This window comes from Deltaproteobacteria bacterium IMCC39524, from assembly GCA_029667085.1.
GTDB lineage: Bacteria > Desulfobacterota > Desulfuromonadia > Desulfuromonadales > BM103 > M0040.
Genome location: JARUHJ010000004.1, coordinates 410,574 through 424,120 on the forward strand (window position 1 = coordinate 410,574; position 13,547 = coordinate 424,120).

Here is a 13,547-nt window from a genome sequence, read left to right on the forward strand (position 1 = left end):
TTTCCACCTTCCCGTTCAAACTATATCAAATCTTTACATGTTCCTTAATCAGCCCTTAAACAGCTCCGCTATACTACAGCCATATAAAAACCAAATCAGCCTATCAGCTGCACAATAAATGGAGGAAGTTATGAAAATTATTACCATAACAATTGTCAGTATAATCCTGGTTATGATCGGGTTTGTCCAGGTACAGAGCAAAAGTATGGACGAGAAGAGGAACACGTCAGATGACATGGCAACGGCGCAATCAATGCAGCACGACGACATGAAGATGAAATCAGATGGTATGATGAAAGACGACGATATGCATATAAAGAAAGAAGATGAGATAAAAATGGAGCAGGCCACAATACCCACAGATCAGGAACTTCGCGCTCGTCTCACCCCGTTGCAGTACAAGGTCACTCGGCAGGATGGAACCGAGCCGCCGTTCAACAACAGCTATTGGAATAATCACGAGCAGGGGATTTATGTCGATATCATCTCCGGCAAAGCGCTGTTCAGTTCCACCGACAAGTATGAATCAGGAACCGGCTGGCCGAGCTTCACCCAACCGTTGGAGCCTGACCAGATCGTTGAGAGAGAAGACCGCAGCTTCTTCTCTGTGCGTACAGAGGTCCGCAGCAAAGACGCCGATGCGCATCTTGGTCACGTTTTCACCGACGGCCCAGCCCCGACCGGATTGCGTTACTGCATGAATTCGGCGGCTCTGCGTTTTATACCGAAAGCCGATTTGGTGAAAGAAGGTTACGCAGAATACGCAACCTTGTTCAAATAGCAGGCAAGGCTTGGGCCATAGTCAGCCAGAGAATTTTTAAAAACTTAATCTCCATACACCAGGAGGGCTTATGAACTACACACGGATCCTTTTCCTATTAATCATCTCACTCATTTTTGCCACGCATGCCCTGGCCGACAAAACGATCCTGGCTGGAGGATGCTTCTGGTGCATGGAGTCAGATTTTGAAAAACTTGAAGGCGTCACCGATGTGGTCTCCGGATTTACCGGCGGGACATTGAAAGATCCAACCTACAACGGCAACCATGCAGGGCACTATGAAGCTGTCGAAATAACCTACGACCCGAACCAGGTAAGCTACCAGCAGTTGCTCGATCATTACTGGGTGAATATCGACCCCTTTGATGATCGTGGGCAATTCTGTGATAAAGGCCACAGTTACCTGGCGGCCATTTTTGTCGCCAATGAATCAGAAAGGGCCATTGCCGAGGAGTCGAAGAGACGCGTTGTTGCAATGTTCCCGGATCAAAAAGTGGTCACACCCATCCTGGATGCGTCTACCTTCTACCCGATCAAGGGGAGCGAAAGCTACCATCAGGATTTTTACAAGAACAACCCCATTCGCTACAATGCGTATCGATGGAACTGTGGTCGTGATCAGCGGTTAAGATCTATCTGGGGAGATAAGGCGACACATTAGATCCCAGCAGAAGGAGACGTTCAGAAAGAACGTCCCCTTCTCAACAGCCGATGCTCGAGTCCAACACGACTCCCCTTACGGACGAAGAGGGGCATTGGGAAGAGTCTCTTGGATTTAATGTCTTAAAAACTTATGAGAATGACTTGCGAGATTAATAACAAGCGCTTACAGAGAATCTACGATGTTACTGTTAATCGTGACTTACAAGAAAAAAGCCCCACAGTTCAGGAGGTAGAGACTATGGGGCAAACTTTTCTATTTTTTAGGAGGTTTTGAAGAAGATTGTCTCAGACCCACCTGCCACAGCAAGCCTTCGATGGTTGCTAATTTATCGAATCCTTCTACAAAAATATACGTGGAGTTCCGTAAATTTTGAATCGGCACTTCACGAAACGGAACTGTGCGAAAGCACACCATGAATAAAAATAGCCACCCGCTTCCAGATGGCAATAATGTGTGGATTAAACTGTCTCTTGAATACCGCTATCAATAAGAATCCGGCTTTCGTCTTAGAAGTGTGTCGTGACTTAAAATAAAACCCTCAGATCAAAGATCGAGGGTTTTTTGTTTCATACATAAGTAGTTTGCGTTATTTGTTTAAATCTAGTTTGACAAATAAGCCAGTTTTTGACTTGCCTCTGTCAGGCTACTCACTTCATAAGCTGAGCTATCCGGGTTGGAAAGAGCATCCTGAACATTCGTATGAGCGGCGATAATCGACTCAATGCCATTACGTGTCATATTTTCTTCTGGAATTTGTATTGAAGCCCAGTCACTAAACTGGCCATCACCCTCATCAACGGAAGCCGTTCCTGGCAAGTAGATCGTTCCATTGGAAAAATCGACAGCATATGCAATGACTCCAGGAATAATGAAGAATAAAAGTCCAATCCCATCAAGGACAGCCACACCAACATCGATTTTGCCGGAGACTTGCCCTTTTCTTTCGGGATACAGGATTGTTCCACATGCGGCCAACTGGAGAACCAAAGCCGAAGCGACCATCAATGACAAAACACTTTTACAAAAATTCTTCAAATTCATCAGAGAACCCCTTTCGCTATAATTTTAAATGAGCTTTTGCATTCTCAGTAAATATTTGGATATAAAGATAACATAAGACCTTCTTATTTCAATCATTGACATCTTCAGCAATTAAGGAGAAAACCAAATAATTAAAATTTCTTACAAATCCTGAACCGTTTTTCGAGACCAAAACAGTCCCAGAATACTGACTCAAACAGACAACAAACCTCACTTTGCGTCTCCAACTTTCCTCAACGCCTCTCGACACGCATTATGCCGAGTGGCAATCGGGAAGACCTCTACGGCCACCCAAACACTCTCTATCCGGTTGGCATTAAGTCGCAGGCCAAGGTATGCTTCAAGACAGAATGACGATTCCCTCTCAAGACAAAACCAAGACAATCAACCAGGCTCTCCGCTGGCTGCTGCTGACCCTGGGCTTTCTTGCCATTGCCCTGGGAGTACTCGGGATCTTTCTGCCCGTGCTGCCGACAGTCCCTTTCCTGTTGCTCGCCCTGGCCTGCTTCGCTCGCAGCTCCCAGCGCTTCTACAACTGGCTCCTTGAGCACGCGCATTTCGGGCCTATCGTTCAACCCTATATCAATGGTTGCGGCATGTCACGAGCGAGCAAAGTCAAGGCGATTACCCTGCTTTGGGCAAGCATCATCCTTTCGGCTTTCTTTCTGATCGAACTTGTCTGGGTGCGGGTCCTCTTGTTGGTTATCGCTTGCGCAGTGACTTTCTATCTTCTTTCACTACCGACCATCAGCATTGAAGACAACGAAAGCGCCCTCTGAACTTTCCCTGCAGAGGAACAACAATTTTGAGCCCTGGCAACGGGATGTTTTGGACAAGGAGTTCAAGAAGTTTGAAGTCATTTCAGGCAGGAGAAAATCTTCCATCGTCGACACAATCGCCCTGACCGAACGTAAGTTGCTGCCGGTATTGTTAACGGTGCCTAAAAGGTTCTCAACCGTCTATCCGGAGTGCCCATCAACATCCTCGCCAAGCAGCTCATGTAACATGTCCAGCTGCTCACGCAGCTGCTTTTTCAGTGCTTGCCTGACAAACCAGAAAGAGTTTACGGAGGTAAGTGGAGCGGTCTGGTGCAGCTGTCGACATGAGAGGTTCCCATTAAGACCTTCAGGTAATAAAGACAAGAGATACAGCTGCTTACGATTATCACTGACCAGTGAAACGCGGCAAGGAAAATGCTTAAAAAGCCACAGACGCCTGTTCGCTTTGAGGTGGTTGTGATAGGCTTTGCAGATTGTGAATCGCTATATTGACACGCATATTCATCTCGACCTGCTTGCGGAGCCTGCGCTGCTACTGCAAGAGGCTGAAGAGGTCGGTGTTGGTGCCTGGGTCGTCCCGGGAGTCACACCAGAACAATGGTCGGAGGTGCTGGCAACAACCGCACTGCATGAGCAGGTTTACCTGGCACCGGGGATTCACCCGCAGGCCGCAGGGAACTTTCAAAAAGCTCATCTCGACAAATTACGACAGTTGTTGACCCATGAAAGGGCTGTCGCCATCGGTGAAGTCGGCCTGGATCGCCAGCTTGACATCCCCTGGCAGCAGCAGGAAGAGCTCTTTATTGCAATGATTCGTCTCGCCCGGGAGATGGAGAAGCCGCTGCTGATTCACACACGGCGCAGCACAGAGCGGCTTCTGGAGCTTCTACAGAGAGAAGGCGGCGATCAGATCGGGGGAATTTTTCATGCCTTTTCCGGCAGCCTTGAAACCACTCGAAAAGTTATAGGGCTGGGATTTCTTCTCGGTGTCGGCGGTGTGGTCACCTCGCAGACAGCGCGTCGCCTGCCCGAAGTGATCCGCGAAGTTCCTGCTGAAGCCTTGGTGCTTGAGACCGACGCGCCCTACCTGACGCCGGAACCGCACAAAGGTCAACTGAATCGACCGGCGTACCTTGAATTGATCGCCAGAAAGGTCGCAAGTCTCCGTGGCTGGACCCTTGAAGAGACAGCTCAAAGGACGACACTCAATGCCTGCCGTGTTCTCGGCTTGCCTCTGCCGGACACGCTTCAGAAAGATAAGGAAACCTGAGATAATGACCCAGAATAATCGCTTTGACCGATTGTCCCTGCTCCTTGGTGAAGAGGGCTTGAAACGCCTGCAGGCAGCTTCTGTCGCCGTCTTCGGCCTCGGTGGGGTGGGCAGCTATGCAGTCGAAGCGCTGGTCCGTGGCGGCATCGGTCGGCTGACCCTGATCGACTTCGACCAAGTTGACATTACCAACAGCAATCGCCAGATTCATGCCCAGGAAGGCACCATCGGTCAGCCCAAGGCTTTGATCATGGCAGCGCGCTGTCGGTTGATCAACCCCGATGTCGAGGTGGAGCCATTGCAGGCTTTTTACAGCCATGAGAATTCAGCCGAATTGCTGGAGCGTGGCTACGATTACGTTCTCGACTGTATCGACCATATTACGGCCAAAATTCACTTGATCGAAACCTGCGTCACGATGCAACTGCCGATCATTTCTTCCATGGGGGCGGCCAACAAGCTCGACCCGACCTGCATCGGCGTTGCGGATTTGGCCGACACCAACAAGTGCCGATTGGCCCGAATTCTTCGCAGGGAGCTTCGCCGGCGTAATATTTTTCACGGTGTCAAAACCGTGTACTCTACCGAAGAGTTCAGGCCCTTAACCGATGGTCGCCGTGAGATGACAACAGAAGACTCTGGTCATTATCAAGGCCAACGTGCGCCGCTCGGCAGTTCTTCGGTGATACCACCCCTGTTTGGCTTGACTATGGCCGGTGAGGTCATCCGTGAGTTGTTGGAGAAGGATTCATAAATGGACCCCTACTTTTGGCAAATACCTGTTTTGATTTTGGTTGGCGCTGTCGCCGGCGTACTCAATGTTCTGGCCGGAGGCGGTTCTCTCCTGACCCTGCCGTTGCTGATTTTCTTCGGTCTGCCTGCGGCGACCGCCAATGGCACCAACCGGGTCGCTATCTTTTGTCAGAACATCTTTGCCATTACCGGCTTCAAGCGCCAGGGAATTTTCCCCATCCGCCTTGCGCTGCTCTGCATTCCCCCCGCCCTGATCGGCAGCTATATCGGTGCCAACCTGGCCATCACGGTCGATGAGATGGTTTTTCGTCGGTTACTCGCCCTGGTCATGGTCGGGGTTCTGGTCTTCATGATCGTCGACCCCTTGAAGCATTTACAGCAAGCGGAGAAACCGATAACTCCGGCGCGTCTGGCGTTACTGGTGGTCAGCTTTTTCGGCATCGGCATCTACGGTGGTTTTGTCCAGGCCGGTGTCGGCTTCCTGATCATTACCGGCCTGCTGGTTCACGGGCTCGACCTGGTTCGCATCAATGCCGTCAAGGTCCTGGTTATCTTTGCCTTCACCGTGGTCGCCTTGGGTGTTTTTGTTGTGCATGGTCAGGTCGATTACGCTCTTGGTCTGGCTCTGGCCGCGGGTAACTCGGCAGGGGGTTGGTTTGCTTCGCACCTGGCTGTAAAAAAAGGGCATGAATGGATCAAGCGGTTTGTTATCGCCACCGTTTTAATCTTCGCCCTGAGGCTACTGCTGCCGTAGCCCATTCCGTTTCGTACGTACAGTCGCCACTTTTTGCACACGGGAAGATCTATGGTAATCTTAAGCCACTGAATTTTTCTTAATGTAATGGATTGCTGCTATGCCCGAAGTCAACAAGCCTGCCGTGCAAAAAAAGTCAGAAAACCTCCCTGAACCCCATAAGCCGGTCATGGCTGTAGGCGGCGACACCATTGCGCGCCTGCTGGTTGAGCAGGGCTTAATCACCCCGGCCAAGCTGGTCTACGCAAAGCGCATCAAGGCAAAGCTGGTCTCTGATCGTTCCCTGGTCGAAATTGTCAAGGAACTGGGCCTGCTGACCAACCAGCAACTCAACGAAGTCCTCAAGCAGCAACGTTTGAATATTCGTATTGGTGACCTGCTGGTTGAACTTGGCTTTATCCAACAGGGCGATCTGGACGCGGCCCTAGCGATTCAGGTTGAAAACAGGCAGCAGAAAATCGGTGATATTCTGGTTGAATATGGCTTCATCGATGAGCACCGCCTGATGGAGGTTTTGGCTTCCAAGCTCGGCTACCCTTTTGTTGAGCCGGTTTTTGCCGAAATCGACCGCGAGCTGCTGGCCCAGGTTCCAGCCAAGATGTTTGCCCAGCACGCCTTCGTCCCCGTGGCACAGATTGACGGCCGGGCCATTATTGCTTTTGTCGATCCCCTGGACCTCGAAGATCTTGAAGCCGTAGACAGGGTCTTCGGCCGGCAGATTCTTCCTGCCATCGGTACCCGCCAGGCGATCCGGGAAGTCATCGAGCTTTACCGCCGCGGAGCCCAGCGCTCAGAGGCTGAGGTCGCGGATGACTCGACCATCATCGGCATCGTCAACAGCCTCCTCGATGACGCCATGCAGCAAGGTGTCAGCGATATTCACGTTGAACCTATGAAAGACCGTCTGCGTGTTCGTTTCCGCCGTGACGGCGTGCTCGGCGTGCACAAGGAGATGAGCCTGGATCTCGCCGCGCCGATCGCCACGCGTATGAAAGTCATGGCAGAGGCCGATATCGCCGAGCGCAGGCGTCACCAGGACGGCCGCATCCTCTATGAGAGCGCGGCAACCGGCATGACCCTGGACCTGCGTGTCTCCTTCTACATCACCGTACATGGCGAAAAGATCGTGCTGCGTTTGATGAACAAGAAGGGCGAGTTACTTGATATTGATGATATCGGTATGGCCCCGCGTATGTTGCACCAGTTCCGTGATGAAGGACTTGCGTCACCGAGCGGCATCATCGTGGTCACCGGGCCAACCGGTGCCGGTAAGACCACCACCCTCTACAGTTGCGTTAACCACCTCAATGACCTTGAGTCCTGCATTATTACCGCAGAGGAGCCGGTTGAATATGTCCTCGACGGTATCACCCAGTGCTCGATTAACCCCAAGATCGGCGTCACTTTCACCGAGACCCTGCGTCACATCGTCCGCCAGGATCCCGACATCATCGTTATGGGTGAAATCCGCGACACCTTTTCGGCAGAGACGGCCATTCAGGCCTCACTGACCGGTCACAAGGTATTGACGACCTTTCACACCGAAGATGCCGTTGGTGGTCTGTTGCGGCTTTTGAATATGGGGATCGAAGCCTTCCTGATCGCGTCTACCATCAACTGTATGCTCGCCCAGCGCCTGCTTCGTAGAATTTGTCCAAGCTGCACGGTTCCCTATACGCCTACGCCTGATGAATACCGCCGACTCGGCTACACTCATGGTGATCTGGCTGGAGCGGACCTGCAGATCGGCAGGGGCTGTACGGCCTGTCGTTTTACCGGCTACAAAGGCAGGGTCGGCATCTTTGAACTGCTGGTTCTCAACGATGAAGTCAAAGAAGCCGTTCTGGCCCGTAAAACGGTTCAGGAAGTTCGCCGTATCAGCATTGAGACCTCCGGTTTGATCACCCTGATGGAAGACGGTATCGCCAAGGCTGCCCGCGGCAAGGTTTCCCTTCCTGAAGTCATGCGCCGTTTGCCGCGTATCTTAAAGCCGCGCCCGTTACACGAACTGCGTCGCCTGTTGGGAGAATAGCTTTGGCCAATAAACCACTGACAGAAATTATCAAGGAGATGGTCGAAGCCGATCGGGTACATCTGCCGGTCCATCCTGACATCAGCCTGCACGTCAGCAAACTTCTGGGCGCTGAAACCTTCGACATCAAAGAGTTGCGTTGGTTGATCGGTCGGGATCCTGGCTTGCTCTGTAACCTCTTCCGGGCCGCCAACTCTTCCTTCTTTTCCGGGCTGCACAAAACCCTCTCAATCGAAGAGGCGATCACCCGCCTGGGGCAGGACAAGACCCGCCAGGTTCTGGAGCAAGCCTGCAAGGAGGGCGTCAGCGCGACCAAGGGTAAGCTGCTGCCACATTACATGCCCAGGCTTTGGCTGCATTCCCAGGCGTGCGCCGCCGGAGCCCGCTGGTTGTCGAATCGCTGCGGATACCAGGACCTCGCCGACCAGGCCTACCTGGCCGGGCTTCTGCACGATATCGGCAAGCAGTTCCTGCTGGCGGCATTGGAGGGGATTGCCGTCAGCGGCGAATTCAGCATGACGCTTTCGCGCAGATTGATCAACGAGGTGATTGAGACCATGCACGTAGAGCAGGGGGTGCGCCTTTTCGAAGAATGGAATCTGCCTGAAATCTACAAAGAGGTTGTCACCGTTCATCACGACCTTGAACTCGACACGCAGAATGTTGTAGTCACTCTGGTCCGCTTGGCAAATCTCGGTTGTCGCAAGTTGGGTCTTGGCCTGGAAAACAATCCGGAGCTGGTTCTGCCGACAACGGCAGAGGCACAATTCCTGGGGGTTAATGAAATTTCTCTGGCGGAATTCGAGATTGCCCTTGAGGATCAATTCCTCGGGGGGAAATCTGTGCCGGCATCTCGATAACCGATTGAGTGGAAAGGCTGTCTCGCCAACCTTTTGCTCACGTCACTTTTTTGTTAGAATAACTTATCAATCATTACATCTTAACGAGGATCAAGTATGTCAAAATCTATCGCACAAATCTTGAAGATCAAAGGCAGCGACGTCTGGAGTATCAGTTCGGACGCCACGGTTTACGATGCGTTGGTGTTGATGGCAGAAAAAGGTGTTGGAGCCTTGGTCGTCATCGACAAAGGAGAGCTGGTCGGGATCTTTACTGAGCGCGACCATGCCCGCAAAGTGGATCTCGAGGGCCGCTGCTCTCAGAAGGTCGCCGTCCGCCAGGTTATGTCCGTAGATATTTGTTATATTACGCCTCAGACCTCGGTCGATGAGGCCATGTCAATTGTAACCGAGAGCCGTCGTCGTCACTTGCCGGTTATGGAAAATGGCCAACTGGTTGGCTTGGCCTCCATCGGCGACTTAGTCAAAGCTTCCCTTGATGAGAAAGACTTTGTCATCAAGCAGCTCAAAAAGTACATTAAGGGTGACCCTTGATCCACCCATAGTGAACCTCGGATGGCCTGGCCCTTGCCAGAGCACAACTCTGGCAAACGTTGGCAATCTCAAGCATTGAACTCTTTGCAAGCATAACAACAGGATTCCAATGATGGCGTGGCTCTCAACCACCAATCGGAAGGCTCGGCCATGATACAGATTAAAAAAGGGCTCGATCTACCGATAAGCGGCGCTCCAGAGATGCAGGTCGGAGAACCCTTGCCGGTTTCTCATGTTGCCTTGCTTGGCAGCGATTACCAGGACATGAAACCGACTCTGCTGGTCGCCGAGGGTGATCAGGTCGTTCTTGGCCAGCCTCTCTTCTCCGACAAAAAGAACCCCAGGGTGCTCTTCACAGCCCCTGCACCAGGCAAAGTTGTCGCCATCAACCGTGGCGAACGCCGCATCTTCTTGTCGCTGGTTATCGAAATTTCCGGAGCAGAAGAAAAGACCTTTGCAAAGATTGCGGCGGCCCAACTTGAGTTGCTTTCTGCAGAGGAGGTTGAAGAGCGGATGATCAACTCAGGCTTATGGACCTCGTTGCGCACCCGTCCCTACAGCAAGATTCCGACGCCGGGAAGCCGCCCCGCTGCACTCTTTGTCACCGCGATAGACACCAACCCTTTATCGGCTGACCCACAGGTCGCAATTGCAGAGAAAGTGACCGAGTTCGAGGCGGGCCTGAAAGCACTGCGCCACCTTACGGAAGGAAAAGTCTACCTGTGTAAAAAACCACAGGCGCAGGTTCCGGCTCCGCAAGGAATCACTGTCAGTGAATTTTCCGGCTGTCATCCCGCCGGACTGGTTGGCACCCATATCCATTTTCTCGAACATGTCGATCAAGAGCGTTCGGTCTGGCACATCGGCTACCAGGATGTGATCGCCATCGGCCACCTGTTGCTCACCGGCAGGATTCTCACGGATAGAATTGTCGCTCTTTGCGGCCCGGCGGTTAAGAAGCCTCGCCTCATCCGTACCCGTCTCGGAGCCTGTCTGTCGGAGTTGACGGCCGGCCAGCTTAATGACACCGAAAACCGGATCATTTCAGGATCCATCCTGAGCGGTCATGGCGCAGGTCGAACCAAGGCCTTTCTCGGCCGTTACCACAATCAGGTGACTGTCTTGGAAGAAAATCGACAACGCGAGCTTTTGGGCTGGGCCATGCCGGGCTTTAAAAAATTCTCCGTTAAAAAGATTTTTGCTTCGTCCCTGCTGCCGCGCCGCCCGTTGCCGCTGACGACCAGCACCTGCGGCAGTCTGCGTGCCATGGTGCCGACCGGCGCTTTTGAGAAGGTGATGCCCCTCAAGGTCAAGGCAACCTGGCTGCTGCGCTCTCTGCTTACCCTGGATACCGATCTGGCACAGGATCTCGGCTGCCTCGAACTGGACGAAGAGGATCTCGCCCTCTGCAGTTTTGTCTGCTCGGGAAAAATGGATTATGGACATCATTTGCGGCAAACCCTGAAAAAGATAGAGGAAGAGGGCTAATGAAAGTGTTGCGTGCTTTTCTCGACAAGATTCACCCTCACTTTACCGAGGGTGGCAAATTCGAGCGCCTCTATCCCCTGTACGAAGCCGCTGACAGTTTCATTTACACGCCTGGCGAGGTGACGGACGGGGCGCCGCATGTCAGAGACGCGATGGATTTGAAGAGAGTGATGATCACGGTGGTTTTCGCCCTCATTCCCTGTTTTTTCATGGCCATGTGGAACACCGGCTACCAGGCAAACAGCGCCATGCAATTCTCGGGCGGAAGCGTAGAAGGCTGGCGCGGCGCTTTACTTGAACTCCTCGGCTACGGAGGCAATCCAAACAGCCTCTTTGACAACCTGCTCCTCGGAGCGGCCTGGTTTGTACCGATCTACCTGGTCACCAACATTGTTGGCGGCTTGTGGGAAGCCCTCTTCTGCATCGTGCGCCGTCACGAACTGAATGAAGGTTTTCTGGTCACCGGCTCCCTCTTTCCGTTGATCTGCCCGCCAACCCTGCCTCTCTGGCAGGTGGCGCTTGGCATCAGTTTCGGTGTTGTCATCGGCAAAGAGATCTTCGGCGGCACCGGCAAGAACTTTCTCAACCCGGCGCTCACCGGCCGCGCTTTCCTGTTTTTCGCCTACCCGGCACAAATCTCGGGCAACATGGTCTGGACCGCCGTCGACGGGGTGAGCGGAGCAACGGCTCTGAGCCACGCCGCGGAGGGAGGACTGCAGGCGGTTATGGCTGCAACCAGCTGGTTCGATGCTTTTGTCGGAGCCATTCCGGGATCGATGGGGGAAACGTCCGCCCTCGCCTGTCTCTTCGGTGCCGCGGTCCTGGTCCTTTCCGGAATCGGATCCTGGCGCATCATGCTCTCCGGACTGATCGGCGCGGTGTGCTTGTCCACGCTCTTTGTCATGATCGGCAGCAGCACCAACCCAATGTTCGAGCTCGGCCCTCTCTGGCACCTTGTTCTCGGCGGCTTTGCCTTCGGCCTAGTTTTCATGGCTACTGATCCCGTCTCCGGGGCCATGACAGAAGAAGGGCAATGGCTCTATGGCTTCCTCATCGGCACCATGTGCATCCTGATCCGGGTCATCAACCCAGCGTTCCCGGAAGGCATGATGCTCGCCATCCTCTTCGGCAATGTCTTCGCGCCGGTGATCGACCAGATGGTTCTCAAGCTCCATATCAAGAGGAGGCTGCAGCATGTCAAGGGATAGCACCGCAAGAGTCCTGAGTGTTGCGTTTGTCTTGTGCGTGGTCTGCTCGATCCTTGTTTCGGCGGCGGCCGTCGGCTTAAGTGACAGGCAGGAGCGGAACAAGGCCGAAGAGAAAAAGAAGAACATCCTGCAGGCGGCAGGTCTCTACGAGGTCGACGTGTCGATTGAAGAACAGTTCAGTAAAATTGAGACCCGGATCGTCGATCTGCAGTCCGGCGAGTTCACCGAGGAATTCGATGTAACGACCTTCGATAGCCGCTCGGCGGCGCGTGATCCCGAGACCAGTTACCGGATTTCGCCTGATCTCGATCTGGCAGCGATCAAGGCCCGTTCCCGCTACAAGGATGTCTACCTGGTCATGGCTGGTGACGAGCTGGAGCAACTGATCCTGCCGGTACACGGCAAGGGGTTGTGGTCAACAATGTACGGTTTCATCTCTCTCGCCAATGATTTTTCCACGGTGAATGGCTTCGCCTTTTACGAGCACGGAGAAACCCCCGGCCTCGGCGGCGAAATTGACAACCCGGACTGGAAAAAACAGTGGCCCGGCAAAAAAGTTTATGATGAAGCGGGCAAAACCCGCATCGAAGTTCTTAAGGGGACGGTCGACAAGAATTCTCAGGACGCCGTCTACCAGGCGGACGGCTTGGCTGGAGCGACCCTTACGGCTCGTGGCGTCGGCAACCTGCTCAAGTATTGGATGGGCGATAATGGCTATAAACCTTTTATCAACAAGCTAAAAACGGCAGGGCTAAAACAATGAGCAAATCCAGAGATGTTTTACTCGATCCCTTGTTCAATAAAAACCCGATCGGTTTGCAGATCCTCGGCATCTGTTCCGCTTTGGCCGTCACCTCCAAGTTGGAGACAGTTATCGTCATGGCCCTGGCTGTGACCTTCGTCATTGCCGGCTCCAACGTCTCGGTCAGCCTGATTCGCAACCAAATCCCCGGGAGCATCCGCATCATCGTCGAGATCACCATTATTGCGACCCTGGTCATCATCGTCGACCAGTTTCTGAAAGCCTTCGCCTTTGGCATCAGCAAGCAGCTCTCGGTCTTCGTCGGACTGATTATCACCAACTGCATCGTCCTTGGTCGCGCCGAAGCTTTTGCCATGAAGAACCCGCCGGGCCTCAGTTTCCTCGATGGCATCGGCAACGGATTGGGCTACAGTATTGTGCTCCTGATCGTGGCCTTTTTCCGTGAACTGCTCGGTGCCGGCAAGCTGCTCGGATTCACCATTCTTCCGAGTACCAACGAAGGCGGATGGTATCTGCCGAACGGCCTGATGCTCCTGCCACCGAGCGCCTTCTTTATCATCGGTCTTCTGATCTGGGCTTTACGCAGCTGGAAAACCGATCAGATCGAGGAAGAAAACTAA

13 protein-coding genes and 1 pseudogene are annotated in these 13,547 nt (G+C 53.0%); 13 read left to right on the forward strand and 1 reads right to left on the reverse strand.

Annotated elements, in window-relative coordinates; translation table 11 throughout:
• Positions 1 to 355 precede the first annotated feature (355 nt).
• Both msrB and msrA read left to right on the forward strand, forming a co-directional pair.
• Positions 356 to 781, forward strand: a pseudogene (gene msrB, locus P9J64_12285) (peptide-methionine (R)-S-oxide reductase MsrB).
• A 70-nt stretch (positions 782 to 851) separates the two neighbouring features.
• Entirely contained in the window at positions 852 to 1,442 is a 591-nt protein-coding gene (msrA, locus tag P9J64_12290; GenBank protein MDG5469100.1) for a peptide-methionine (S)-S-oxide reductase MsrA, read from the forward strand.
• Between the two features lie 603 nt (positions 1,443 to 2,045).
• Here the strand turns inward: msrA and P9J64_12295 are convergent.
• Complete coding sequence (locus P9J64_12295; protein ID MDG5469101.1) at positions 2,046 to 2,486, reverse strand: hypothetical protein; 441 nt, start codon at positions 2,484 to 2,486, stop codon at positions 2,046 to 2,048.
• A 335-nt stretch (positions 2,487 to 2,821) separates the two neighbouring features.
• Between P9J64_12295 and P9J64_12300 the strand changes: the two genes are divergently transcribed.
• The 11 genes from P9J64_12300 (at position 2,822) to P9J64_12350 (ending at position 13,547) form a co-directional block, all read left to right on the forward strand.
• Complete coding sequence (locus P9J64_12300) at positions 2,822 to 3,265, forward strand: YbaN family protein (GenBank protein ID MDG5469102.1); 444 nt, start codon at positions 2,822 to 2,824, stop codon at positions 3,263 to 3,265.
• A gap of 475 nt (positions 3,266 to 3,740) precedes the next feature.
• Positions 3,741 to 4,535, forward strand: coding sequence for a TatD family hydrolase (locus tag P9J64_12305; GenBank protein ID MDG5469103.1), 795 nt, complete (start codon positions 3,741 to 3,743; stop codon positions 4,533 to 4,535).
• A 4-nt stretch (positions 4,536 to 4,539) separates the two neighbouring features.
• The gene (locus P9J64_12310; GenBank protein ID MDG5469104.1) at positions 4,540 to 5,289 is read left to right on the forward strand and encodes a tRNA threonylcarbamoyladenosine dehydratase; all 750 of its coding nucleotides are present in this window, start codon (positions 4,540 to 4,542) and stop codon (positions 5,287 to 5,289) included.
• The gene (locus tag P9J64_12315; protein ID MDG5469105.1) at positions 5,290 to 6,042 is read left to right on the forward strand and encodes a sulfite exporter TauE/SafE family protein; all 753 of its coding nucleotides are present in this window, start codon (positions 5,290 to 5,292) and stop codon (positions 6,040 to 6,042) included.
• A gap of 100 nt (positions 6,043 to 6,142) precedes the next feature.
• Positions 6,143 to 8,074 (forward strand): ATPase, T2SS/T4P/T4SS family, encoded by a 1,932-nt coding sequence (locus tag P9J64_12320; protein ID MDG5469106.1) that lies wholly within the window; start codon positions 6,143 to 6,145, stop codon positions 8,072 to 8,074.
• Positions 8,075 to 8,076: 2 nt separating this feature from the next.
• Positions 8,077 to 8,934 (forward strand): HDOD domain-containing protein, encoded by an 858-nt coding sequence (locus tag P9J64_12325; protein MDG5469107.1) that lies wholly within the window; start codon positions 8,077 to 8,079, stop codon positions 8,932 to 8,934.
• Between the two features lie 96 nt (positions 8,935 to 9,030).
• Complete coding sequence (locus P9J64_12330; GenBank protein MDG5469108.1) at positions 9,031 to 9,468, forward strand: CBS domain-containing protein; 438 nt, start codon at positions 9,031 to 9,033, stop codon at positions 9,466 to 9,468.
• 150 nt (positions 9,469 to 9,618) lie between these two features.
• Positions 9,619 to 10,956 (forward strand): Na(+)-translocating NADH-quinone reductase subunit A, encoded by a 1,338-nt coding sequence (locus P9J64_12335; GenBank protein ID MDG5469109.1) that lies wholly within the window; start codon positions 9,619 to 9,621, stop codon positions 10,954 to 10,956.
• On the forward strand, positions 10,956 to 12,164 hold the full coding sequence (locus P9J64_12340) for an NADH:ubiquinone reductase (Na(+)-transporting) subunit B (GenBank protein ID MDG5469110.1): 1,209 nt from the start codon (positions 10,956 to 10,958) through the stop codon (positions 12,162 to 12,164). The genes P9J64_12335 and P9J64_12340 overlap by 1 nt, the downstream gene beginning before the upstream one ends.
• Positions 12,151 to 12,927, forward strand: a complete 777-nt coding sequence (locus P9J64_12345; protein ID MDG5469111.1) for a Na(+)-translocating NADH-quinone reductase subunit C — start codon at positions 12,151 to 12,153, stop codon at positions 12,925 to 12,927. The genes P9J64_12340 and P9J64_12345 overlap by 14 nt, the downstream gene beginning before the upstream one ends.
• Positions 12,924 to 13,547 (forward strand): NADH:ubiquinone reductase (Na(+)-transporting) subunit D, encoded by a 624-nt coding sequence (locus P9J64_12350; GenBank protein MDG5469112.1) that lies wholly within the window; start codon positions 12,924 to 12,926, stop codon positions 13,545 to 13,547. Before P9J64_12345 ends, P9J64_12350 begins: the two co-directional genes overlap by 4 nt.